The 22,724-nt window shown below is 41.0% G+C and carries 24 protein-coding genes and 3 pseudogenes; 10 read left to right on the top strand and 17 right to left on the bottom strand.

Annotation, left to right across the window (positions count from 1 at the left end; all coding sequences use genetic code 11):
• From BLP58_RS09075 to BLP58_RS09050, 6 genes and pseudogenes are all read right to left on the bottom strand, one after another.
• The coding region (locus tag BLP58_RS09075; protein WP_143000338.1) for a MerR family transcriptional regulator at window positions 1–263 on the bottom strand (263 nt) is incomplete at its 3' end.
• A 268-nt stretch (window positions 264–531) separates the two neighbouring features.
• Window positions 532–1,502, bottom strand: a pseudogene (locus BLP58_RS09070) (C40 family peptidase).
• Between the two features lie 157 nt (window positions 1,503–1,659).
• Window positions 1,660–2,442: a C40 family peptidase gene (locus tag BLP58_RS09065; RefSeq protein WP_013854768.1), complete on the bottom strand. Its 783-nt coding sequence runs from the start codon at window positions 2,440–2,442 to the stop codon at window positions 1,660–1,662.
• A gap of 183 nt (window positions 2,443–2,625) precedes the next feature.
• A pseudogene (locus tag BLP58_RS09060) lies at window positions 2,626–4,014 on the bottom strand (ATP-binding protein).
• A 143-nt stretch (window positions 4,015–4,157) separates the two neighbouring features.
• The gene (locus BLP58_RS09055; RefSeq protein WP_013854769.1) at window positions 4,158–4,712 is read right to left on the bottom strand and encodes a C40 family peptidase; all 555 of its coding nucleotides are present in this window, start codon (window positions 4,710–4,712) and stop codon (window positions 4,158–4,160) included.
• Between the two features lie 185 nt (window positions 4,713–4,897).
• On the bottom strand, window positions 4,898–5,443 hold the full coding sequence (locus BLP58_RS09050) for a guanylate kinase (protein ID WP_013854770.1): 546 nt from the start codon (window positions 5,441–5,443) through the stop codon (window positions 4,898–4,900).
• 95 nt (window positions 5,444–5,538) lie between these two features.
• On the opposite strand from BLP58_RS09050, the gene BLP58_RS09045 reads away from it, so the two are divergent.
• A complete protein-coding gene (locus BLP58_RS09045) occupies window positions 5,539–5,850 on the top strand; it encodes a DUF2187 family protein (protein ID WP_013854771.1) in 312 nt (103 codons plus the stop codon).
• 131 nt (window positions 5,851–5,981) lie between these two features.
• Window positions 5,982–7,493: an O-antigen ligase family protein gene (locus tag BLP58_RS09040; protein ID WP_041817308.1), complete on the top strand. Its 1,512-nt coding sequence runs from the start codon at window positions 5,982–5,984 to the stop codon at window positions 7,491–7,493.
• A 54-nt stretch (window positions 7,494–7,547) separates the two neighbouring features.
• Here the strand turns inward: BLP58_RS09040 and BLP58_RS09035 are convergent, their stop codons facing one another.
• Window positions 7,548–8,168, bottom strand: a complete 621-nt coding sequence (locus tag BLP58_RS09035) for an LVIS_2131 family protein (protein ID WP_013854773.1) — start codon at window positions 8,166–8,168, stop codon at window positions 7,548–7,550.
• A 108-nt stretch (window positions 8,169–8,276) separates the two neighbouring features.
• Between BLP58_RS09035 and nrdI the strand changes: the two are divergent.
• Window positions 8,277–8,722: pseudogene (gene nrdI / locus BLP58_RS09030) on the top strand (class Ib ribonucleoside-diphosphate reductase assembly flavoprotein NrdI).
• A gap of 2 nt (window positions 8,723–8,724) precedes the next feature.
• On the top strand, window positions 8,725–9,660 hold the full coding sequence (locus BLP58_RS09025; RefSeq protein WP_013854775.1) for a ribonucleotide-diphosphate reductase subunit beta: 936 nt from the start codon (window positions 8,725–8,727) through the stop codon (window positions 9,658–9,660).
• 44 nt (window positions 9,661–9,704) lie between these two features.
• On the opposite strand, the gene BLP58_RS09020 is transcribed toward BLP58_RS09025, so the two are convergent.
• The 5 genes from BLP58_RS09020 to BLP58_RS09000 form a co-directional block, all read right to left on the bottom strand.
• Window positions 9,705–10,259, bottom strand: a complete 555-nt coding sequence (locus BLP58_RS09020; RefSeq protein ID WP_013854776.1) for a hypothetical protein — start codon at window positions 10,257–10,259, stop codon at window positions 9,705–9,707.
• Between the two features lie 277 nt (window positions 10,260–10,536).
• On the bottom strand, window positions 10,537–11,022 hold the full coding sequence (locus tag BLP58_RS09015) for a threonine/serine exporter family protein (protein ID WP_013854777.1): 486 nt from the start codon (window positions 11,020–11,022) through the stop codon (window positions 10,537–10,539).
• A gap of 2 nt (window positions 11,023–11,024) precedes the next feature.
• Entirely contained in the window at window positions 11,025–11,795 is a 771-nt protein-coding gene (locus tag BLP58_RS09010; RefSeq protein ID WP_013854778.1) for a threonine/serine exporter family protein, read from the bottom strand.
• A 10-nt stretch (window positions 11,796–11,805) separates the two neighbouring features.
• A complete protein-coding gene (locus tag BLP58_RS09005) occupies window positions 11,806–13,347 on the bottom strand; it encodes an ABC-F family ATP-binding cassette domain-containing protein (protein ID WP_013854779.1) in 1,542 nt (513 codons plus the stop codon).
• A 6-nt stretch (window positions 13,348–13,353) separates the two neighbouring features.
• Window positions 13,354–13,725: a hypothetical protein gene (locus tag BLP58_RS09000; protein ID WP_025084257.1), complete on the bottom strand. Its 372-nt coding sequence runs from the start codon at window positions 13,723–13,725 to the stop codon at window positions 13,354–13,356.
• Between the two features lie 145 nt (window positions 13,726–13,870).
• Between BLP58_RS09000 and BLP58_RS08995 the strand changes: the two genes are divergently transcribed.
• Window positions 13,871–14,449 carry a GNAT family N-acetyltransferase gene (locus BLP58_RS08995; protein WP_013854781.1) on the top strand — a complete coding sequence of 193 codons (579 nt, stop codon included), beginning with the start codon at window positions 13,871–13,873 and terminating at the stop codon, window positions 14,447–14,449.
• Here the strand turns inward: BLP58_RS08995 and BLP58_RS08990 are convergent.
• Complete coding sequence (locus BLP58_RS08990) at window positions 14,424–15,113, bottom strand: DUF554 domain-containing protein (protein ID WP_013854782.1); 690 nt, start codon at window positions 15,111–15,113, stop codon at window positions 14,424–14,426. The two genes, BLP58_RS08995 and BLP58_RS08990, sit on opposite strands and share 26 nt — an antisense overlap.
• Before the next feature lie 69 nt (window positions 15,114–15,182).
• Complete coding sequence (locus tag BLP58_RS08985) at window positions 15,183–16,412, bottom strand: LCP family glycopolymer transferase (protein ID WP_013854783.1); 1,230 nt, start codon at window positions 16,410–16,412, stop codon at window positions 15,183–15,185.
• Between the two features lie 161 nt (window positions 16,413–16,573).
• On the opposite strand from BLP58_RS08985, the gene pepF reads away from it, so the two are divergent.
• Window positions 16,574–18,370 carry an oligoendopeptidase F gene (pepF, locus tag BLP58_RS08980; RefSeq protein ID WP_013854784.1) on the top strand — a complete coding sequence of 599 codons (1,797 nt, stop codon included), beginning with the start codon at window positions 16,574–16,576 and terminating at the stop codon, window positions 18,368–18,370.
• A 65-nt stretch (window positions 18,371–18,435) separates the two neighbouring features.
• Here the strand turns inward: pepF and BLP58_RS08975 are convergent, their stop codons facing one another.
• The 3 genes from BLP58_RS08975 to BLP58_RS08965 are packed head-to-tail and all read right to left on the bottom strand — an operon-like array spanning window position 18,436 to window position 19,314.
• A complete protein-coding gene (locus tag BLP58_RS08975; RefSeq protein WP_025084256.1) occupies window positions 18,436–18,669 on the bottom strand; it encodes a bacteriocin immunity protein in 234 nt (77 codons plus the stop codon).
• On the bottom strand, window positions 18,644–18,841 hold the full coding sequence (locus tag BLP58_RS08970) for a helix-turn-helix transcriptional regulator (protein ID WP_013854786.1): 198 nt from the start codon (window positions 18,839–18,841) through the stop codon (window positions 18,644–18,646). The genes BLP58_RS08975 and BLP58_RS08970 overlap by 26 nt, the downstream gene beginning before the upstream one ends.
• Window positions 18,838–19,314, bottom strand: coding sequence for a hypothetical protein (locus BLP58_RS08965; RefSeq protein WP_013854787.1), 477 nt, complete (start codon window positions 19,312–19,314; stop codon window positions 18,838–18,840). Before BLP58_RS08965 ends, BLP58_RS08970 begins: the two co-directional genes overlap by 4 nt.
• A gap of 696 nt (window positions 19,315–20,010) precedes the next feature.
• Here BLP58_RS08965 and BLP58_RS08960 point away from each other — a divergent pair.
• The 4 genes from BLP58_RS08960 (at window position 20,011) to BLP58_RS08945 (ending at window position 22,314) form a co-directional block, all read left to right on the top strand.
• Complete coding sequence (locus tag BLP58_RS08960; protein WP_013854789.1) at window positions 20,011–21,111, top strand: vitamin B12 independent methionine synthase; 1,101 nt, start codon at window positions 20,011–20,013, stop codon at window positions 21,109–21,111.
• 62 nt (window positions 21,112–21,173) lie between these two features.
• Entirely contained in the window at window positions 21,174–21,650 is a 477-nt protein-coding gene (locus tag BLP58_RS08955) for an S-ribosylhomocysteine lyase (protein WP_013854790.1), read from the top strand.
• A 129-nt stretch (window positions 21,651–21,779) separates the two neighbouring features.
• Window positions 21,780–22,067 (top strand): type II toxin-antitoxin system Phd/YefM family antitoxin, encoded by a 288-nt coding sequence (locus BLP58_RS08950; RefSeq protein ID WP_013854791.1) that lies wholly within the window; start codon window positions 21,780–21,782, stop codon window positions 22,065–22,067.
• Window positions 22,051–22,314 carry a Txe/YoeB family addiction module toxin gene (locus BLP58_RS08945; RefSeq protein WP_013854792.1) on the top strand — a complete coding sequence of 88 codons (264 nt, stop codon included), beginning with the start codon at window positions 22,051–22,053 and terminating at the stop codon, window positions 22,312–22,314. The genes BLP58_RS08950 and BLP58_RS08945 overlap by 17 nt, the downstream gene beginning before the upstream one ends.
• Window positions 22,315–22,724: the final 410 nt, after the last annotated feature.

Here is a 22,724-nt window from a genome sequence, read left to right as displayed (position 1 = left end):
GCCTGAAAGCCTTTGCTTTGGGCAAAATCAGACAGCTCCTGCATTTGATTAGCCAAATCAGCTTTCTGCTTATAGGTTGAAACTCGGCCATATAAAACGGTCAAGCGTTTGGAATGTTTATTCTTAAGCAAAAAAACGGAATCATCATCAAAATCATATTGACCGGTTGGCAATTTTTTAGCCTCAAGGATTCCTTTTTCACGATAGCGTTTCAGAGTTGAACGACTGATTTGAAGCAAATCCATCACTTTTCCAGCTTTCAAAAGATCATCTCCTTCACTAATATTATATCATATATACTCATAAAGTCATTAAAGCAAGACTAAAAAATAAACAATCATATCAAGTGATTGCTTATGAAATAATTAAACTAATAATTTATGACTATACCGATTATAAGGTTGGCATAATTTAACTATGATTGTGCGACTTTTTTTAAATATTCTAATACTACCAACATATTAATACTCTGATTAACAAAAAACAGGACCCAGTCATCTTGGCTACATGTCCTGTCTTATTTTTCAAAAATTACAACACTCTCTTCGCAATTGTCGGCTTGTAGTAGCTCGACATCGTTTGCAAGATCGTGCCTTGCTCCGGCGTAGCCGCATTAACATATTGATTATTACCAATGTAAATGGCCACGTGGTAAGGTGCCGTCTCTGAACCCCAGAAAACTAGGTCCCCAGCTTGCAGCTGATCTAGCGGCACAGTCTGACCGACCTTAACTTGATCATAAGTCGTCCGCGGCATGCTGACACCGGCAGCGTGTTGATAAATATACTGTACTAAGCCGGAACAATCAAAGGTATCTGGACCTTCTGCACCCCAGACGTATGGCTTGCCGACTTGTTCTTTAGCTAATGCGACAACAGAAGCAGCCTTACTGGAAGCCTGGACCGATTTGGTTTTAGTCTTCTTGACTGCCGTATTAACAATTTGCTTAGCTTTTTTAACCTTCTTCGCCTTAGCTTCTGCCTTGGCTTTAGCAATGTCTTCTTTAGCCTTCTTTTCAGCAGCTTGCGCATTCTTTAAGGCTTGCTGGGCTGCCGTAAGCGAAGTCTTCTGTGGCTTTTTGGCCTTTTTCTTCGTAGCTTTTTTCACCTTCGAAGCTAGGTTAGCGAGTTTATTCTGCTTGGCATTCTCGGCCTTAGCTTGGCATTCTCGGCCTTAGCTGAAGCGTCCTTATCAACATCAACCGTATAGCGTGCCTCGATCCATTCACGCGTGCCAACCTTATACCAGAGATTGCCCTTCTTATCAACGGCGGTCTCCGCCACGTTCCAGATGGTGCCATCCTTAGCCCGGTAGCCCATGAACTTGCCATTATTGTAGTTAGTCCAGATATTCAGGCTCTTGCCTGGCAGATAATTAATTTTTACCCGTTTAATCGCAGTAAAGCTAGCTGCTCGAACGGTCTTCAGCGATGTGAGTGCGGAAACGCCCGTCACAGTAAGTGCGGCAGCCGCTCCCAGCTTAAATAATTTATGCTTTGCCATTCTTCAATCCCCTTGTAGCAAAAATAACCTTCCCACTTTTACTACTTTTTTGTCAACGTCTTCATTATCACATTAGTCACAAAAAAGAGCAAACTTGAAAGCTGGTAAAAAAAGAGCGAACCACAAGAGTGATTCGCTACCATAACGATTATATTTTTTAGTTAAGTACACGCTTAGCAACGCTTGGGTAGAAGTAACTACTCAAGGTTTGCTTGATAACACCTTGACCTGGCGTAGCAGCGTGGATGTATTGGTTGTTGCCAACGTAGATGCCTACGTGGTAAGGAGCACTGGCTGAACCCCAGAAGAGCAAGTCGCCTGGTTGCAAGTTGCTCATTGAAACGGTCGTACCTTGCTTAACTTGTGCATAAGTAGTTCTGCCTAACTTAACGCCGGCTGCCTTAGAGTAAACGTATGAGGTAAGGCCAGAACAGTCAAAGCTGTCTTCACCACTAGCACCCCAAGCGTAAGCCTTGCCCAATTGGGCAGAAGCTAATGTTACAACAGCTGAAGCATCGCCAGTTGCTTGAACTGACTTCTTAGCCTTGGCCTTATTGTTTTTCTTCACCACGTTGTTAACATTACTAGTCTTCTTAACAACACGCTTAGCCTTAGGTGAGTTAGCTTGAACAGTGTATTGAGCCAAGATCCATTGGTGTTGACCAACTTGATACCAACTACGGCCCTTCTTGTCAGTTGCTTGACCAATTACAGTCCAGGTGGTGCCATGAGCAGCACGTTGGCCAGTGAAGTGGCCGTGATTGGACTTAGTCCAAATGTTCACGCCATAACCTAGAACATAATTGATCTTAACCTTGGTAGTAGCGGCTTGAACCTTAGCAGTAGTTGCATTTGGCTTAACAGCATTAACTGTAGCAACTCCAGTCATGGTTAAAGCGGCGGCTGCAGTAACTTTTACAAAATTACTCTTAATATTCATTCAGCTCTCCTATATGTTTTATACATCTATATCTATTAGATTTTTTATTTTTGGTAACGAAAATGTAGTTTTCAGAAAAATCTTTAAACTTCTTTAAAAGCATTTAACATGTTCTATAATAGTTAGCTTATGTTACAGCGGTGTTACAGAAGTAATACTTTCTTAATAAAAATTGCGAATTGTTTACATATTTTCAAATTTGACCAGCTGACAGCCAATTTCCGTAGCTAATTTTTGACATTCTGCAGTAAAGCCCGTTTTTGAAAAAAGGTAATAGTACTTTTTCGGATAATTAAACAAGTTGCTATTAAAAATCAGCTTCTCTAAAACTTGCTTGCTGATTGGTTCATTGCGCCACTTGCATTCGCCAAAGACGGTAAAACTCGCGTCATCTGCCGAATAGCCTAAGACATCCAGTTCAACTTGCTTGTGCGTCCGTGAATCGGGGCCCCACCAGTTGCCCAACTTAGTAAATGGCATCCGTTCTACGTTGTAATGCTCCCACAGGTAATCCTGAACTAATTTTTCAAAATCTGGGCCTAAAAAATCACTTAATCTTGGTTCAATTCCGCGCCATGTCTGTTCACTCATCCCTCTTTCAATCAAGGTCAACCTTGCGGGCACGAACCGATACCAGAAGCGATACATCCCATCCCGAATGCAGTAAATCGATTTTTTGCTTTTATTAAGATCTTCGGTAACCGGCACGATTCGTTCGATGATTTCTAACTCAGTCAAGTTATTCAAGTAACTTCTTAATGATGTAGCTTTAATCTTGGTTGCCGTGGCAATCTCATTGAGTCGCGAATGGCCCTGAGCAATCGCAGCAATGATGGAATTGTAATTAGCCGGATCTCGCAATTCTTGCTTAATCAAGTTAGTCGGCTCTTCAAACAAACGCCCATCTTTTTGAAAGAAATTATTAATCACGGCGGCTTTCACGTTGCTTTCGCGAGAAAAGTAATTCAAATATTGGGGAATGCCACCTGAAATAGAGTAAAGGGTAAAAGCCGACTGCTTATCTACTTGGGTGAGCATTTCCTGAGCTTCATGAAAGTTGAAGGGCTCAATTTTTAGCTGCATAGTTCTTCTGCCATAGAGCGGACTTTGATATCCCAGCACCTGTTTTTCCATAAAGGACATTTAAGAACCACATAATATCAGGAATAACTTGGTTTTAAGAAAAACACGATCAATGAATTTTTGCAATAAAGAGCTGAAGCCAGGATATGATTCAGCTAAATAAGGATATTCATCAATGATCCAGACCACTCTCTGCTTAGCGGCAATCTTACCCACTTCTTCTAGCAAATCATTGAAGCTAGGAAAGCTTGCGGTTCCAGTAGAGGTGGGATTTTCAAATTTTAAGACGGCTTGGCTCAAATATTTCAAATTAGAATTAGCATTTTCCTGCATCCCTGTAAAAAAGATGGTTGCTTTATCTTTGACAAATTCAGAAATTAAAGTAGTTTTACCTATTCTCCGTCGTCCATCAATGACTGCAAATTCAAATTCACCTGAGTCATAATGTCGCTCTAATTTAGCTAACTCTTCTTTTCGTCCAATAAACATATCATTACTCCACAGATTATTGTCACGACAATTATTATTACGACAATAATTTTCATAAGCATAATCTTTTATATTTTTAGATAAAAAAAGAGCCGGGCCAACTCGACCCGACTCTCTCAATATCTTAAATAGACAAGCGTTAATTAATCGATCACACGCTTAGCTGCTGATGGGTAGAATGATGCTAAGGTTTGAGTCTTAACATTTTGACCAGGAGCTGGAGCATGAACAAATTTGCCACCGCCGATGTAGATACCTACATGGTAGTTACCCCAGAATAATAAGTCACCCTTCTTAAGCTTCTTAGTTGAAACGGCAACTGATTTACCAAGATTGATTTGTGAATAAGTAGTCCTTGGCAAAGTCTTGTTGATTGCGTTCTTGAAAACGTATGAAGTTAAACCTGAGCAGTCAAATGCTGAAGGACCAGTTGCGCCCCAAACGTAAGGCTTGCCAATTTGCTTCTTAGCAAGCTTAACAACAGCGTTACGCTTCTTGGTTACTGAAGAAGTAGCCGTCTTAACTGTGCCTGCAGCTGGGTTGCTGGTTTCAAGGTCTGCAGTTGAAGCACTAGAGTTAACTGAAATTTCATCAGCGTGAACAGTAGTAGTTGCTGCTGGAACATTAACGGTTGCAAGACCAGTGAAAAAGATTGATAAAGCTGCGGTGTATTTAACTAAAGTACGTTTAAAACTCAAAACTAATTGTCTCCTTAAGATATATTTTTTTAATTCGTTTAATTTCATTTAATTAAGCTGACCTCGATCAGCTGACGGTTTATATAGTACCGCTCGAATGTTACATAAATGTTTCAAAAAAACTACCATCACGTTAAGAAACCATGTAAATTTTAATGAAATCTGTAAAAAGGAGACAAACTAGGTTAGCCGCGGAGCTTTGCTACCAAGGCATCAAGCGCTTTCTTTGTTTGAGTAAGATCATCGTTAACTAATACATGCGCGTAATTTTTCAAGTCAGCTGGCAAGAGATTTAATTCACTGCCACTGAGTCTTTCCTGAATCTTTGCCGGATCATCCCCGCGCTTAAGCAGGCGCTCCCGCAATTCATCCTTAGTCGAAGTGGTGACATATAAGAAATATACCTTGTCGCCCAACTGTTTCACATAAGTGTAGACGCCCTTAATATCTACGATTAAAGACACCAAATTGCTCTTCTTCCAAGCTAGATTCAATGCCTCGCGACTCGAACCATACTGATATGACCCATATCTAATGTGTTCAAAGAAATGCAACTTACTAAAGGTCTCATCAGTCTCAAAATGATACGACACGTTTTGCTTTTCACCTAAGCGCATGGGGCGAGTAGTATGCGTGAGCACGCGTGGAATGTTGTATTTTTCAGTTAAATAATCTGAAATTGTCGTCTTGCCGGTACCACTTGGCCCCGCAATTAAAATTATTTTTTTCAAAAGAAAGTCCCCCACTTGAAAATGTTGCTTATATATATTAACATCACAATGTTGCAAATGACTAAGACTTTTTTATTAGAAAGGAAGATATAGCCATGAAAAAAGCAGACGTAAAGGTTGGCGCAATTGTTGACGCTAAATCAGAAGAAGAACTTAAGAAGCAATTCCAAGGCAAGGTTGAAAAAATTTATGAAAACTCCGCTCTGTTAGCAATTACTTCATACGATCCAGTCGATGCTACGGCCATCAGCGACTTGAACAACAAGATCGTGGTTAACTTCAAGAACCTGAAGTCAGCTCGCGCTCCCAAGAACAGCAAGGTTGCTTCAACTAACGAAGTCAAGATCGAAAAGATTGCCAAAGACAAGAAAAAGACCGAAGCTAAATCTTCAAAAAGCAAAAAATAAAAATTAAGCAAAAGAATCGGCGCAATTGTTTACGACGGTTCTTTTTTTGCCTAAAATTATAAAGAAATTGTTCAACTAAGGAGTTTGTTTTAATGAGAGAAAAAACACGAACCGTTAAGGAGTTTGTTTTAATGAGAGAAAAAACACGAACCGTGCTATTCTGGTTCATTCTGATGCAGCCATTCTTGGACCTCTACTGGTTCTACCACGGCAAGCTGGCTGACATGCTGCCGTTCACGCTGCCAACAATCATCCGCATTGCGGCCGTTTTCGTAATCTTCTGCATGTTTTTCAGTCAAAAGCAAAACTGGCAAAAACTAGGCCGTGATAAGTGGCTAATCGTCTACCTCGTCTTGCTGATCGTCTATTCGATCGTGCATTTAATCCACGTAAAAAATTTTAACAGCGTGAATCCGACTGATTATGGCTACTCTACTGTGAGCGAAATTTTTTACCTAATTAGAATGGGCATGCCACTATTAGTGATCTTCTTTACTAAGGAGTTGCACTTCACCAAAGAGCAGTTCCGCTATGTAATCGAGGGCATCAGCGGCCTGTTTTCATTCACGATCGTCATCAGCAACCTCTTCGTGATCTCGCTGAGAAGCTATGAGACTGGACCAATCAGTGCCAATATCTTCGAGTGGTTCTTCAATCCCAATATTGGCTACTCACACATGGCCTCCAAGGGATTCTTCAACTTTGCCAACATGGTCTCAGCCTTGTTCTTCATGCTAGTGCCATTAATGCTTTACTTTTTGTTCAATCACTTCAACTGGAAGACAGTCACCCTGAACGTAGTGCAAGCTCTAGCCATGATCGAACTCGGCACCAAGGTCGCTCTCATCGGCTTAATCGGCGGGGTCATTATCGGGATTCTGCTCTATGCCTTTCATTTATTCATCGTGCGTGATGTAAAAAAGAGCGGCAAAGCACTTCTGGTAGCATTGCTAATTGAAGCAGGAGCTTTAGCGATCATCCCCTTTGGTCCAGCTGTTCAGCGTTACAATTATGAAAAATTGCTAGCTCAGCAATCAGACAACAGCCTGACTCAAGCCAAGCAAGAATTGACTAATGGACTAAAAAAATATCCTACTGGCCAAAAACGCAAGGAATTTTTAACGGACTTTATCGCTGAGCATTACCAAGATTATGCTTTAAACAAAAAGTTTATTACGAAGAGTTATCCTTACAAGTACGATCCAGAATTCTGGCTAAAGATTATGAATGAGCCGGGCACCGCGCGGATGCAAAACCGACATGTAGAGCAGGCAATGCTGGATCAAGTGGTAAAAACCAACAATAATGAGCTAGACAAGCTACTCGGGATTTCTTACACGCGTGAGACGAACATCTTTAACCTAGAGCGAGACTTCACCAGCCAGATCTATTCCTTGGGTTGGATTGGGATGCTGCTGTTCATCGGGCCGTATGTCGTGATTATGCTGTATGCTTTATTCAAATGGCTGACAGATAGAAGCAAACAAACTTATCTCATTAGTTCAATGCTTTTGTCAATTGCGTTTATGCTCTTTGCAGCCTTTATGTCAGGCAATGTGATGGACTTTTTAACTGCCAGCTTTATCTTGGCCTTTACTCAAGGGAGCCTATTGGCCGCGGTGAATGAGAAAAAATTATTTTAGACAAAGAAAAACTAGATGACTTTGATGATCATCTAGTTTTTTTAGTATCTTCAATTACTTCTGCTTAATAAAACTACGGTCCGGTACCCGAATCAGGTAATAACGCGTTGCTAAATGTCCCGCGTGCATCCCTACTCCGTTTTGCCAGTTTTTCTTATACATCGCCGTGTAAATCGCTACATAAGCACGCTGAAATTCCTTATCCTTCTTAGCCAATTCTTTCTTCACATAAGGAATCTTCTCGGCGTTCACGTCCAGCGCGGTATTGCCGTACGCGATCGAGGCATAATCGCTAGAAGCCGTAATCTTGCTGCCAGCCTTATAAAAAGTATAGGTCTGCGAACCCATCTTTTTCTTCGCTGAATTAATTGTTACATAGCTCGAATTGCCCATCCCCGTCTTCATAATGAGCGGTTCATACTTCACGCTTGAACTAATTCGACTAGCATCATCTAGATCTGGATTGTCCATAAAGGTCTGAGCGAACATCCAGCCTGTCGCAACCAGCAACACCAGTATTTCTACAGTAGTAATAATAAAATTAGGCCACTTAAATCGCTTGTGGCTCTTGATAATCATCTTAATCCGCCGCTTGCGGATATTTTGGACGATAAAAACTAAATAAAGAATGATGGCGACCCAAATCAAGATCCCAATGATATTCCAGCTAAACATATTTCGTCCTCCTTGCTTTTAATTATAGGTGAAATTTTTCAAAATTTGAATACTTTTTCTTTAGGTGCGAAAATAGTTATAAGTACATTAGATTTATTAGGGAAAAATATGGTAGCAATAGCATTTTATTCAATCACTGGGCAAACTAAGCGTTTCATGGAGAAAACGCAGTTGAAAGCCCATCAGATCAGCGATGCCAACCCTAAGTATGATATGGGACAGAAGTACATTTTAATTGTGCCCGCATATCAAGACTTTATGATGGATTCCGTCGTTGATTTTTTAACGTTTAAAGATAATAAGAAGAATATTATTGGGATCATCGGTTGTGGCAACCGAAACTTCAACGACCTGTTCGCGCAGACCGCCAAGAAAATCGCCGCGACTTTGAATATTCCGATACTGTATCTACTAGAATTTAGCGGTACCGACGAAGATGTCAAGAATGTCCGCAAGATCGTTCACGATCTTTCTAAGGGTGAAAGTACCAAAGAAGTACAAAAACCTAAGGAATTACGTGTAACATTAGCTTCTTAAGTGATTTTAGAGAGTAAGTATGACTGAGAAATATTACAAAGCAATTAACTGGAACGACATAGAGGACCGAGTCGATAAATCCGCCTGGGCGCGGCTAAATGATATTATTTGGGAGCCACGTCACGTTCCTGTTAGTGAAGACAAAAAAGAATTTTTAAAATTAGCTAAGCCGGTGCAAGAAGCATTGCTTCATGCATTTGGCTCATTGACCTTCTCATCTGGTTTGCAAATGAGAAATGGCTTGGAACAGATCAAGGCAGACGCGATTACACCAGAAGAATCTGCTGTATTCAATGCCCTGCAATATTTGGAATCAATTGCCAACAAAGGTTACAGCTACGTCTTGCGTGAGTTAAGCTCTGATGAAGACGTGAAGAAGACCTTGGCTTGGGCAGATGATAATCCTTATTTGCAAAAGAAGATTCACACGCTGAACAAGATCTACCAATCAGGGGATGCCTTGCAAAAGAAGGTGGCCAACGTCTTGCTAGAAACCGCGTTGTATCACTCCGGATTCTACGCTCCGCTCTATCTTTTTGGTCAAGGGCAAATGGTCAGAACCGCCGAAATTGTGAAATTGGCTCTGCGTGGGACTTCCTTCAGCGGCATTTATCCAGGCTATAAGTTCCGCTTAGGCTATGCCAAGTTAGGCAAAGATGAACAAAAGCGCCTTAAGCAATGGATCGATGACTTGTACGACGAGCTAGTTGCTAATGAGGAAAAGCATATCGAATTAATGTACAAGGATACTGGTTGGACTAACGACGTGAAGCACTACTTCTACTACAGCGTCAACAAGGCCTACCTCAACTTAGGCTTCCAAGCTAAGTACCCTGACACCTCGGACACGATCAACCCAATTATTGAAAAGGGTGTGATCAAGAGTGCGGTCTTTGAAGACTTCTTCTTCTACACTAACAACCACTCATTAACCAAGTTCAGAGAAATTAAATAGCAATCAAAAAGCCATCAACAAAGTGTTGATGGTTTTTATTATGCTTATTTTTTAGCCGTTTTCTTAGTAGTTTTCTTTTTGCTAGTCGTCTTTTTCTTGGCGGCTGTTTTTTTGGTTTCAGCCTTGGTCTTCTCCGGTTTTTGATATTCCCGAATTGTCGTTAATTTTTCAATAATAGCTTCGATCAGCTTAGTTACTACCGCATCAGGATCTTTTTCTAATTCTTCTTCAGTAGCCAATTGATCAATTCTGAAGCCGGATACGTTGACAAAATCTGAACGCGTTTCAAAATACACGTTTAACGGATATTCTTGCCCTTCTTCGAAGAAATTGGCGATCTTCTTGTAATTGCTATAAGGCAGATTAATAATGTTGGTTTCTAAGGCGAAGGTAGCTGGACGCTGACCAGTAACTGTCAGTTGCGTTTGCACTAAGGAATTATGCTTAAAAGCAGCAGCTGCTTCCTTAACCATCTTCTCTGCATATGGCTTAATCTTGTTCTTCGATTTACTAATAGCAGCATATTTTACCGTTTCAAGATCTTGAATGTAGTCTTGATTCTCAATTTTTTCGTTTAAGTCTTTTAAATTAATCTTCAAAATACACAGTCCCCAATTTAATATCTATATACCAACATACTACAAAAAAATTTTTTGTCATCTTTTTTTATCAAATCATAAAAAAAGACGAGCTTCATAAAAAGCTCGTCCTTCTAACTCAAGGCACATGCTTAAAGCATATGTGGGCAGTTAACTGTTCACATCAGTGAGCCCACCATCAGCGCTTCCCGCGCCTGCCAGTAAAAGCGGATGTCCTCTATCTCATAAATATTACGCATCTCGCGTTAAATCAATCGACTCGTCGATAAGTAGTGTACTATTTTTTACGCTGAATGTACAGCTGAATTTTACGTAAGTGTCGCCGCTTCAATTTATAAAAGGCTTCAGTACACATCGTTGATAACAAAAAGCCGATCCCAATCGCGCCAGTGACGATTGCCACGCGCAGAATCAATTCCTGTCCTTGCGTGTAGTTGCCGATTACCAAAGCACGCACTGCCTGATAAGCCGGCATCCCTGGCACCAGCGGCACTAAAGCCGGAATATTGAAGACGGTCACCGGGCACTTTTTTATCCGAGCAAAGCAGAGTCCTAAGATGCCAATCAAAAAAGCACCTAACAGATTGGACAGCATGCGTCCCATCCCTGCTCTAAAGCACAGCCAATAAGCCATCCAGCCCACGGCGCCACTAATTCCTGAGAGATTCAATGCACGGTGCGGAACATTGATGGTTAAAGCAAAGCCCACCGAAGCAATATATGAGAATGTAACATTAATTACTATTTCTAACCAAAATGGCATTTTTACGCCCCCATGAACTTCAAGATCAAACCGACGCCAGCGCCTAAAGCTAATGCACTCAGCGTTGCCTCACACATTCGCACAATACCAGAGAGCAAATCTCCCATAAATAAATCTCGCAGGGCGTTGGTCAAAGCCAGGCCCGGCACCAGCGTCATCAAGGCACCAATCAAGATGTGGTCGATAATTACCGCCGGATCAAGATAATTCAAGATCACGGCTAATAATCCCATCACCATGGCCGCGATTAGTTCCGATAAGAAGCGGACTTTGGTATATTTTTTAAACTCGCAATATGCCCAAAAGCCCACAGCACCAACAATCGCTGCCCCCGGAAAGTCGACCCAATCATAATTGTCCATGAACAAGACCATCAAGGTCGCACTAAGGACAGCCGCTCCGATGATCTGGAGCCACATCGGAAAAGACGGAGCCTTAGCTACTTGAATAATGCGCTCACGCAATTCCGTAATGTCGATTTTTTTAGCCGCAAATAAACGGGATAATTGGTTAACCCGATCTACTAGCTCCAAGTTAATATTTCGGTCGCGAATTTGCTTCATCTGCGACAAGTCGCCGCCATCTAAGCTCATGAAGACGCAGGTCGGGGTCGCGAACACTCGCGTATCTTCAACGCCAGCGTTACGGGCAATGCGCAGCATCGTATCTTCAACGCGGTACATCTCGCTGCCACCTTCGATCATCAGCCGTCCTGCAGTTAAACAAATATCTAATATTTCCTGATAAAATTGGGCATCTTTCTTATCAGACATGGTATTAGCCTCAATTCATTGTTTCAATATCGATTGTCTTATCTACCCAGTCGCCGCGGAAGAAGTCGCGCTCGTGACTAACAATAATCACGCCACCAGGGAAGTTCACGATAGCTTTTCTTAATGCATCCTTGGTATCGTTATCCAAGTGGTTGGTCGGTTCATCAAGGAAAAGCAGGTTAGCTGGTTCAAACTGCATCTTGGCCAGCTTCACCTTTTCTTGCTCGCCCCCAGATAATTCCTTCAAGGGACTCATCGCTTGCTGCGCGGTCAAACCCATGCGAGCTAATGCTTGACGCAGTTCCCGCGGCCTTTTGCGTTCAAATTCTTCTTGCAGGTATTGCAAAGGCGTCATATTGCTATTCGGCCAAGCCAAATCCTGCTTGAAGTAAGCCAACTTAGCCGTCACTGACAACTCATACGAGCCAAAGATTGGCTTTAATTGCCCTAGCAATGTTTTAAGCAAGGTAGTTTTACCAATCCCGTTAAAACCAGTAATCGCCACTTTTTCATCCCCACCAACGGAGAAGTTAAAGGCCGACTTAACCAAAGCATGATCATAGCCAATAACCAAGTCTTGCGTTTGCAGGAGCAAATTAGAAGCAGTCGCTACGTACGGAAACTCAAACTTCGCCCGGCGATTATTCTTAGGCGGCGTCAACACGTCCATTCTCGCCAGCTGCTTCTCCCGTGACTTAGCACTCTTAGCTCGCGTACCAGCCTTATTCTTACGAATATAGGCCTCAGTCTTGGCGATCTTGCGCTGCTGATTAGCATAAGCCTTCATATAGGTCTCACGGTTAGCCACCTTTTGTCTTAACGCCTGCTTCAACGTACCCGTATAACGGGTAATCGTGCCAAAATCGATGTCAATAATGCAGTTAGTGATATGCCCTAAAAAGTCGTAGTCATGACTAACCACGATAAAGGCACCTGAGAAATTATTCAAGTAGTCCACTAACCAATCGATGTGCGACACATCCAAATAGTTGGTTGGCTCATCGAGCACTAAGACATCAGGACTTTGCAATAATAGCTTGGCTAAAATGATCTTGGAACGCTGCCCACCAGATAATTTCGAGACATCGTGATCATAGCCTAAATCAGCTAAACCTAAGCCAGCGGCCACCTGTTCAATTTCGGTATCAATCTCGTAAAAATTATTTTCTTCCAAGTACGTCTGCACCTTGCCTGCTTTTTCCAACAAGGTATCGTCTCCGTTTTCCGCATACTTGGCATATAGCTCGTTTAATTCTTTTTCTTTTTGATAAAGCTGGTCAAATGCCGTCCGCAAAAAGCCACGAATTGTCACGCCTGGTGCGAGCTTGGCGTACTGATCCAGGTAGCCGACATCGATTTTATTTTGCCACTTGACCTGACCATCATCAGGGATAATTTCCCCCGTCAGAATCTTAATCAAGGTCGACTTGCCAACTCCATTTTGTCCAGTGACTCCCATGTGGTCTTCTTTGTTCAGGACAAAATTGGCATCCTCATATAAAGTCTTATCAATAAAACTCTGACTCAAATCTTTTACGGTTAATAAACCCATTTTTCCCTATTCCTTTGCTTGTTGCTGCTTTTCATATTTTTGCAAAGCATCTAATACGCGAGGCCAGTAACGTTTGGGCAAGATTAATTGCAGGCGATTCTGATAAATTGGAAAGTCGCTTGCCTTCATCCCCGTAATCTTAGCCAGCTGCTGGTCCGTTAACTTATATTCATAAACAATACGCTTAATCTCAACTGAAGCATGTCCCCTAAAATAAGACAGACAGAAGAAAAAAATCGCAAAAACTCCTGCGATAATAATCGATAATTGTAAGTTTAGCCTGAAACTACGCTGGCAAATGAAGATGACAGCAATAAAAGAAATAATAGCAGAAATGACGCCATAAATAATTGGAAAAGCAGATTCTTTCTTTTGCATGATTTTTCCTTCTTTCAATAAGAAACTAGTTGCTACGAACGTATCAGAAATTACGTAGTATTGCAACCAGTAGATCAAGAATGACATTTTTTACCAAATTAAGTATACTTTTTATAATCAGATTTTCAGCTAGAAAGGACGCACTATGCCTCAAGAAAAAATTCATTATTATTTTTCATTAATTCACTTTCAACTTGATGACCTAGACATTCACCTAGTTATGCCCCAATCCTGGCAAGCGATTGATCTTTATCAAGCAATTGCCCACGATCGCGTGAGTCTAGGCAAATGGTTGCCCTGGGCCTATCAAATGAAGTCCGCTCAAGATGAAGCCAGCTTTATCCAGACAATTCAAGAAAAGATGATCAAGGATCGCATGGTCGTGCTCACCATCTTGGTCAACGGCGAACCTAGCGGCATGATCGATCTGCATAATTTAGTTAAAAACCAAAAAGGCGAGATCGGCTACTGGCTCTCCAGCACATATCAAGGCCGGGGCATCGTAACTAATAGCGTCTTAAAATTATGCCAGTATGCCTTCAGCGAACTGAATTTACAGTATGTTGATCTAATCGTTGCGGTAGAAAATGGCAAAAGCGCGCGCATTGCTCGCAATGCTGACTTTAAACTAATGGGAATGAAAAAGAATCTCATTAATGACAAGTTAGACGGACAGATTTTTAGAAAAATCAATCCAATTAGAATAAACCAGTCAGATCTTTAATAATGAAAAAGGCGATTGGTACTAATAGTGCAGGCAAAAAATTCAAGGTTTTGACATCGCGGATTTTTAACAAAGCTAGACCAGAGCAGGCGATCAAGAAGCCGCCCACAATGGAGATTTCGGCTACTAGTGGCCCAGTGAAAAAACTAGCCGATAAAAATTGGGCTACTAGATAAATGCTGCCTTGCCAGCAGAACAATACTGGCGCTACTAACAGCATCCCCCAGCCAAAGCTGGCACCGAAGACCATCGACGTTACAAAATCCATCATCGCGTTAGTGAACAGCATTGTATTATCGCCCTTCACGGCTGCCATTACGGGGCCAACGATTGACAACGCCCCAATGCAACAGAGCAAAATCTCTGTTGCTAAACCTTTACCTAGATTGGACTTACCAGCTTTTTCTACTAAACGATCGAACCGGCCAGAAATATCCAGAGCCGTACCGATTAAGCCACCTAAGGCAAGGCTAACAATGAATAAAACCGGATAATGACTCTTCGGCATATTGTTAGTGACATTTTCCCAACCAATACCTAGAGCCGCTAGCCCCATCGCAATAAACAATACATCTTCAAAGCGCTGGTTGATCCCTTTCTTCAAGAAACAGCCAATCGCCGTTCCTACGAGTAGGGCTAACGTGTTAACAATTGTACCAAGCATCTTTTTTCACCTCTTAATCTTATTTTACCGCAAGCAAAAAACGCATCTCTAGTTCAGATGCGTTTTTCATTACCATTGGAACTTCCAGCCACCACTTGAAGATGAACTTGAGCTGCTCGACTGCGGATTAGGATTTTTGCCATAGCCAGAATTAGAGCCACGTGCCGGTTTATCCACATCGCGTTCATAAATTTGATAATTCGTAAATGCTTGTGGATTATCCCATTTAACGTGATTATTCTGATCGTTCAATTCATTTTGCCGCGTTTCTTCATTATCTAAGGTTTCAGTATCTAGATTTAAGTTCTTGCGAATCTTGTCTGACGTTTTCTGCAATTCCTTAGTAGAAGCCACTTGAATTGATGCTCCATCGATCCAGGCATCGTGTCCTTGCAAGTAGCCGCTCTTCAAATTATTCATGCAGCCGCGATAATTCAGCGCCAAACTTAACATGTCGTTGAAGCTAAGGTTAGTCTTCACGTATTTATTAAAAATATCGACTAACTTGCGGTAATTGCTAATGGTGTTAACTGACATAGCCTTTTTAGCAATCGCCTGAATTACTTGCCGCTGACGCAATTGACGCCCATAATCGCCGCGCGGATCTTCCTTTCTCATCCGGACATAAGCTACGGCATGACGACCATTCAGGTGTTGTTTACCCTTGTGGAAGTCACACCAGTCATATGAGAAGCTGAACGGCACATTGACATCAACGCCACCTACGGCATTAACCAAACTACGCAAGGCCTTCATATTAACCTCAACGTAATAGTTGATTGGCACGTTAAGCATGCTGGAGACGGTCTTCACGCTCGTGCGACTGCCGCCAACCTCGTAAGCGGAATTGACTCTGAACATAAAGTACTTGTCGCCGGGGTCACCCTTAATATCAGCGAGCGTATCCCGCGGAATCGAGGTCATGGTTGCCATATTCTTTTGCGGATTAGTCGTTGCTAAAATCAAAGTATCGGAATTGCCTTGATCATGTCGGCCTTCAATCCCTTGATCGACTCCTAAGATAAGTACAGAAATGGGTTGTCTAGTTGAAATCTTAACTGAATTAGCAATGTTGCCGCCACCCTTACTGTCAATAGCACTATGCACCATAAAGTACATGTGGGCTGCCCAGGCAACACCGAAGCAGATGACTAACAAGAACGCCACACCAATGAAGCGGGCAAACATGTTGCCAGATTTAAGTGCAGTAGCATCCGCTGCTAAGGAACGATTGCGATGAAGATTGAGCGAAGAGTGTTTGGCTCGATATTCTTCTCTGCGTTTGGAATTTGGATCCATTCTTTACATCTTTTCCCTTCAAAATTAATACAGTTTATTTGTATCACTTTTAATCTCTGGATAAAATAAAATTATCGATAATTAATAATAACTTATTTTTTGTATTCAATCATATATTCAAACACGATGTATACAAAATTTAATATATTAGGGAGGAAAATATGGCAATACCAACTAGAGATGAAGTCCCAGCAGAACTTAAATGGGACTTGACGAGAATTTTTAAGACAGATCAAGATTGGGAGCAGGCTTACGACGACACTAAACAAGAAGTAGCTGAACTTGATCAATTAAAAGGATCATTAGCTAAGTCGGGACAAGATTTATACGAAGGCTTAACCAAGATCTTAGCAGTTAGACGCAAGGTAGAAAATATCTACGTTTATGCCACTATGTCTAGTGATGTCGATACCGCTAATTCACACTACTTAGGCTATGTTAGCCGGGTGCAGAGTTTGGCTAATCAATTCGAAGCCGTAACCAGCTTTATTAGTCCAGAAATCTTGAGCATCCCAGAAGACAAGTTCAAGCAATTTTTGCAAGCTGAACCACGCTTAAAGAATTACGCTCACTACTTGGAAACGATCACTAATAAGCGGCCCCATACTTTACCAGCTGAGGAAGAAAAAATTATTGCCGATGCCGGGGATGCCTTAAGCACTTCAGAGAACACTTTCAATGTTTTAACCAACTCCGACATGGAATACGGCTACGTGCAAGATGACGACGGCAATATGGAACAGTTGTCTGATGGGCTTTATTCATTATTGATTCAGTCACAGAACCGTGACGTCAGAAAAGGTGCCTTTGACACGCTCTATACAACATATGGTCAATTTCAAAACTCCTTAGCTTCTACTCTTTCCGGCGTAGTCAAGAAGCACAACTATAACGCTCGCGTGCACAAGTATAATTCGGCACGTGAAGCCGCATTAGCTGAAAACGGCGTACCAACCAAGGTTTACGACACTTTGATTCAAGAAGTTGATTCACACCTTGACCTGCTTCACCGTTATGTTGCGCTGCGTAAGAAAATTTTAGGCTTGAAAGATTTACAAATGTGGGACATGTACGTGCCGCTAACGGGTAAGCCATCACTGTCCTACAATTTTAAGGAAGCAAAAGAAGTTGCCAAGAAGGCCTTGGCCCCACTTGGTGAAGACTACTTGAAGCATGTCGATTATATTTTTAATAACCGCGTGATCGACAGCGTGGAAAATAAAAACAAGGTGACTGGTGCTTACTCTGGTGGTGCTTACGACACTGACCCATATGAACTGCTCAACTGGGAAGACAATATTGATTCACTTTACACTTTAGTTCACGAAACCGGTCACTCCGTTCACTCTTGGTATACGCGTCATACCCAGCCTTACATCTATGGCGAGTATCCGATCTTCGTGGCTGAGATTGCTTCAACGACGAACGAAAATATTTTGACCGAATATTTCCTGGGGCATATTACCGATCCGAAGACGCGGGCCTTTATTCTGAACTACTACCTTGACTCATTCAAGGGCACGCTGTTCCGTCAAACGCAATTCGCTGTTTTTGAACAATTCTTGCATGAAGCTGATGCCAAAGGCGAACCATTAACTGCCGATACTCTGGATGAGGTTTATGGACAAATCAACCAGCACTACTACGGTGATGCGGTTGAACCCGGCGGCGATATTGCCTTAGAGTGGTCACGAATTCCGCACTTCTACTACAACTTCTACGTTTACCAATATGCGACGGGCTTTGCGGCTGCGACTGCTTTGGCTAACAAGGTAGTACATGGAACAACGGCGGAGAGGGATGCCTACCTTGGCTTCCTTAAGGCTGGATCTAGCGATTACCCAACAGAGATCATGAAGCACGCTGGCGTGGACATGACTAAGCCGGATTACTTGGAAGATGCATTTAAGACTTTTGAAAAGCGCTTGGATGAATTTGAGAGTTTGATTGAGAAGTAAGAACAAAAATAATCGGTATCAAATCACTTGAAATGATACTGATTATTTTCTTATGATACTGATTTTTAAATTGAACCTGTTAAGCCAGCATTTCTCCACTTATCAGGATTCTCATTCAATGAAACTTCTAGCTTTGTCAATTCAGGAGTTAATTTAAAATTATGTGATAGTAAATAATTATCCAGATCATGATTTAGCTCAAATACGACTTTATCAAGGCTCACGCCATGTTCCAAATTACTTAGAGCATGATTTATTACTTTGCATTTTATTTCACTCCTCTGGCCAAAAAAGATCATCTAAAGTCTTATCTAGCGCCTGACAAATTCGAATGCACAAATTAACTGACGGATTATAATTGCCCTTCTCAATCGCTGAAATCGTTTGCCGCGAAACATCTACTTTTTTAGCCAAGTCTTCTTGTGACCAATCTTTGCCAGCTCGCGCTGCCTTCATCCGTAAATTTTTCATAGCCTATCACTTTCTTTATCACGGTGCAACATGAATAAGCTTAATACGCCGATGACGAGCCAAAACACTCCCAGAATAGATAAAACATTGTTGGCATCATTGCTGTATCCTAAAATGAAGCAAATTCCTAGAACAACATCTAACCAGCTATCTGACTTGATATGCTTTTCATTAAATGCAAAATACGCACCATGTAAAATATCATAGACTGCCAATACAGTTAATGACAACATAATAACTGCAAAATTAATAGTAATGCTATATTTCACGAAAAAGTTATTTTTTATAAAACAAGTAACAACAAGCTCACCACATACTAAAACAATGAAACCCCATTTAATACCCTGAGCACGAATAATCTTTTGTCTTTCATCATACTTGTGTTTTCTTTTTTGACTTCCAAAAGCAACCATCAAAATATACACTATTATTCCAACCAAAATACCTATAGCAAAAAGATTTATCTCATCCATTTTAATTGCCTTCTTTCTCTAAGTAACCTCATATTATGCTTGGCTTTCCATAATGTCAAGTATAGTTTACACTATTTATGATTTATCTGCTATAAGTAAAATAAAGTTAACATAAAAATAATCGGTATCATTTTAGCATATTTGATACCGATTATTTTTCTATGATACTGATTTTTCTCAAAAATTTCCTTGACATCTCTCTTGTATCGTCGTATTATAATGACAATTAAATTAATAAAAGCTTAGAAGAAATGAGTAATTGCTTAGAGTTTCTTCAGAGAGTCGGAGTTGATGCAAACCGATGTTACGAAGAGCAGTGAATATGGTCTCAGAGCTTTTTAAAGAGCGAGCTGTTAAGTAAGCAATTTACGAGTGACGATCGTTACCCCGTCCGAGTTTTCCCAACCTTGGGAGTACTTAGTAAGGAGTTAGTTGTGAAGCTAACTTGAATCTGGGTGGTAACACGCTGAAGCGTCCCTAGCATAGAAACACTATGCTAAGGGCGTTTTTTTATTGCTTATTTAATTTTCAGAAAGGAGCCAGACAAAATGGACAAGTCAATTGAAATTACCAATTCAAAAATTATCATCAGTAAGCAGGCAGTTAAACGAATGTGCATCATTGTCTGGTCGATCCTGATCATCACCGGACTTTTCATCGTTAAATAATCATCTACTAAAAAAGGAGCTAAAAATTATGACAGAATTACATTACGACATCGTTGGCAGTTTTTTAAGACCACAAGCATTGAAAGAAGCTAGACGGAAATTCACAGTAAGCGAAATCTCACGCGAAGAATTGACCCATGTGGAGAATCAAGAGATTGAACACTTAATTCAAAAAGAAGAGGAATTAGGGCTCAAGGCCGTAACTGACGGAGAATTCAGACGCAGTTGGTGGCATCTTGACTTTCTCTGGGGATTAAATGGCGTAGCCAAATATGACTATAAAGAAAGCTACAAGTTCCACGGTGCCAAGACCAGAACCGATAACGCCGAACTAGCTGACAAAGTAACCTACAATCCAGAGCATCCCTTCTTTGCGGCATTTCAATTCGTACAAAAACACGCAGACCACGCTGAAGCCAAGCAAACCATTCCCTCACCAACCATGCTTTTCAGAGATAACCGTTCTGATAATTGGCCAGAATTTTACGACACGAAAAAAGACTATCTAGATGATTTGGCTACCGCATACCACAAGACCATCCAACATTTCTACGATCTAGGTTGTCGCTACATTCAAATCGACTACACTACCTGGGCTTTCCTAATTAGCAAGTTAAATGAAACTAAGGATAATCCAGCAGAGCATGCCAAATATACGGAACTTGCCGAAAATGCCGTTTATGTTATTAACAAAACTTTGGCGGACCTACCTGAAGATTTAACTATTGCCACTCACATTTGCCGCGGCAACTTCAAGTCCACCTTCCTCTTCTCTGGTAGCTATGAACCAGTCGCAAAATACCTCGCTCAATTAAACTATGATCGCTTCTTCCTAGAATATGACAGCGATCGTGCTGGTGATTTGAATCCTATTAAAACCATCTGGAATAATCAACCTAATGTATCAATTGTTTTGGGCTTAGTTACTTCAAAGGATGGCAAATTGGAAAATCAAGCTGATTTAATCAAGAGAATTAATGAGGCGGCAAAATTGGTACCCCTCAAGAACCTAGCCCTCAGCACACAGTGTGGCTTTGCCTCAACCGAAGAAGGCAATACTCTGACCGAAGACGACCAATGGAAGAAGATCAAATTAGTCATCGACACCGCCAAGCAAGTTTGGGGCTAAAAATTAATAAAACCAGTAAAATTAGAGTAACGAAGAAATTTTTATAAAAGGAGCAAAATATCATGGGAAAAGTTGAAAGTTTTGAATTAGATCATACTAAAGTTAAGGCACCTTACGTTCGTTTAATCACCGTTGAGGAAGGCAAAAAGGGCGACCAAATCAGCAACTTCGATCTGCGCTTGGTGCAACCAAATAAAAATGCCATCCCAACCGGCGGTTTGCACACGATTGAACACCTACTAGCAGGCCTATTGCGTGACCGCATCGACGGCTACATTGATTGTTCTCCATTCGGCTGCAGAACCGGCTTCCATCTTCTAGTTTGGGGCACCCCATCTACCACTGAAGTTGCCAAGGCACTGAAGGAATCACTAGAGGAAATTCGCGACAACATTCAATGGGAAGATGTGCCAGGAACGACAATCAAATCTTGTGGTAATTACCGCGACCACTCACTGTTCTCAGCTAAGCAATGGTCCAGAGATATCCTCGCTGAAGGCATTTCCGACGATCCATTTAAACGCCACGTGGTTGAATAAAATTAAAGTTTAATACTATTCAAAAAGCTGATGAATTCATTTTTATGTTAATCATCAGCTTTTGTCATTTTGTTTTTATAGTAATCTATAGTACAATTAATTGTACAAAAAATAAGGATGGTGACTATTATGGATGCTGTAAACTATAGTAATTTTAGAAAAGATTTAAAAACCTACTTTAAGCAAGTAAACGATGATAGTGAGCCTTTGATTGTAACTAATAAAAATCCAGAAGATAATGTCGTTGTCTTAAGCAAAGATGAATATGACGCTTTAATAGAAACCTTGGCAATTCAATCTAATAAATATCTAATGGATAAAATTAATCGTGGACGCAAGCAAGTAGCTAAAGCACAAACTAATCAACATGAACTAATTGATCCAGATGGCGAGGTATCAGATGCTAAGTTGGACTGATGATGGCTGTGACGACTACTTGAATTGGCAAAAGCAAAGGCAGAAAAAGAAAATAAAACGTATCAACAAATTAATTACAGACATTAAACGTCATCCCTTTGAAGGAATGGGCAAACCGGAAGGCTTAAAGAATAATCTAACAGGCTTATGGTCTCGTAAAATTGATGCTAAAAACAGAATTATTTATGAGTATACAAATGAGAACGTTATAATCTATTCCTGCAAAGATCATTATGATGACCATTAAGTAAAAAAAGCTGATGAATTCATTTTTACGTGAATCGTCAGCTTTTGTCATTATTGATCCTTATAATTTTTCATGTTAGAAAATATTAGGTCAATACAGTCATTTCGCTTCAAATGACCCTATTTTCCTAAGAATGCAACTTTTTTTAGCCAATATCTGCCGTTAACCTTTTTAAAACACTCCGTTTATCTATGATGATAACCGAAGCTATAAGGACAACTTTACAACAGCGTCAACCCAGCTAAAGCCAGCCGCCAAGCTATTTTCGTTTGTCAAGTGGACGCTCAAATGAGAGGCGACCATTTGACTGGATGCAACACTGCATCCGCTATCCCTTCATCTAATGAAAATTTAGGGAATACTTTTCTGATTATCTGCAAGGCTCCGTTAATATCCGCATTAACCAGTCT

The organism is Lactobacillus kefiranofaciens, assembly GCF_900103655.1.
Lineage (GTDB): Bacteria > Bacillota > Bacilli > Lactobacillales > Lactobacillaceae > Lactobacillus > Lactobacillus kefiranofaciens.
This window is presented reverse-complemented; position numbering and strand designations above follow the sequence as displayed.

Excerpts from the sequence above, each read along its gene's own strand:
- BLP58_RS09065 (WP_013854768.1), bottom strand. The coding sequence starts at position 2,442 with ATGAATATTAAGAGTAATTTTGTAAAAGTTACTGCAGCCGCCGCTTTA.
- BLP58_RS09045 (WP_013854771.1), top strand. The coding sequence starts at position 5,539 with ATGAAAAAAGCAGACGTAAAGGTTGGCGCAATTGTTGACGCTAAATCA.
- BLP58_RS09040 (WP_041817308.1), top strand. The coding sequence starts at position 5,982 with ATGAGAGAAAAAACACGAACCGTGCTATTCTGGTTCATTCTGATGCAG.
- BLP58_RS09035 (WP_013854773.1), bottom strand. The coding sequence starts at position 8,168 with ATGTTTAGCTGGAATATCATTGGGATCTTGATTTGGGTCGCCATCATT.
- BLP58_RS09025 (WP_013854775.1), top strand. The coding sequence starts at position 8,725 with ATGACTGAGAAATATTACAAAGCAATTAACTGGAACGACATAGAGGAC.
- BLP58_RS09015 (WP_013854777.1), bottom strand. The coding sequence starts at position 11,022 with ATGCCATTTTGGTTAGAAATAGTAATTAATGTTACATTCTCATATATT.
- BLP58_RS09010 (WP_013854778.1), bottom strand. The coding sequence starts at position 11,795 with ATGTCTGATAAGAAAGATGCCCAATTTTATCAGGAAATATTAGATATT.
- BLP58_RS09005 (WP_013854779.1), bottom strand. The coding sequence starts at position 13,347 with ATGGGTTTATTAACCGTAAAAGATTTGAGTCAGAGTTTTATTGATAAG.
- BLP58_RS09000 (WP_025084257.1), bottom strand. The coding sequence starts at position 13,725 with ATGCAAAAGAAAGAATCTGCTTTTCCAATTATTTATGGCGTCATTTCT.
- BLP58_RS08995 (WP_013854781.1), top strand. The coding sequence starts at position 13,871 with ATGCCTCAAGAAAAAATTCATTATTATTTTTCATTAATTCACTTTCAA.
- BLP58_RS08990 (WP_013854782.1), bottom strand. The coding sequence starts at position 15,113 with ATGCTTGGTACAATTGTTAACACGTTAGCCCTACTCGTAGGAACGGCG.
- BLP58_RS08985 (WP_013854783.1), bottom strand. The coding sequence starts at position 16,412 with ATGGATCCAAATTCCAAACGCAGAGAAGAATATCGAGCCAAACACTCT.
- pepF (WP_013854784.1), top strand. The coding sequence starts at position 16,574 with ATGGCAATACCAACTAGAGATGAAGTCCCAGCAGAACTTAAATGGGAC.
- BLP58_RS08975 (WP_025084256.1), bottom strand. The coding sequence starts at position 18,669 with ATGATCTTTTTTGGCCAGAGGAGTGAAATAAAATGCAAAGTAATAAAT.
- BLP58_RS08970 (WP_013854786.1), bottom strand. The coding sequence starts at position 18,841 with ATGAAAAATTTACGGATGAAGGCAGCGCGAGCTGGCAAAGATTGGTCA.
- BLP58_RS08965 (WP_013854787.1), bottom strand. The coding sequence starts at position 19,314 with ATGGATGAGATAAATCTTTTTGCTATAGGTATTTTGGTTGGAATAATA.
- BLP58_RS08960 (WP_013854789.1), top strand. The coding sequence starts at position 20,011 with ATGACAGAATTACATTACGACATCGTTGGCAGTTTTTTAAGACCACAA.
- BLP58_RS08955 (WP_013854790.1), top strand. The coding sequence starts at position 21,174 with ATGGGAAAAGTTGAAAGTTTTGAATTAGATCATACTAAAGTTAAGGCA.
- BLP58_RS08950 (WP_013854791.1), top strand. The coding sequence starts at position 21,780 with ATGGATGCTGTAAACTATAGTAATTTTAGAAAAGATTTAAAAACCTAC.
- BLP58_RS08945 (WP_013854792.1), top strand. The coding sequence starts at position 22,051 with ATGCTAAGTTGGACTGATGATGGCTGTGACGACTACTTGAATTGGCAA.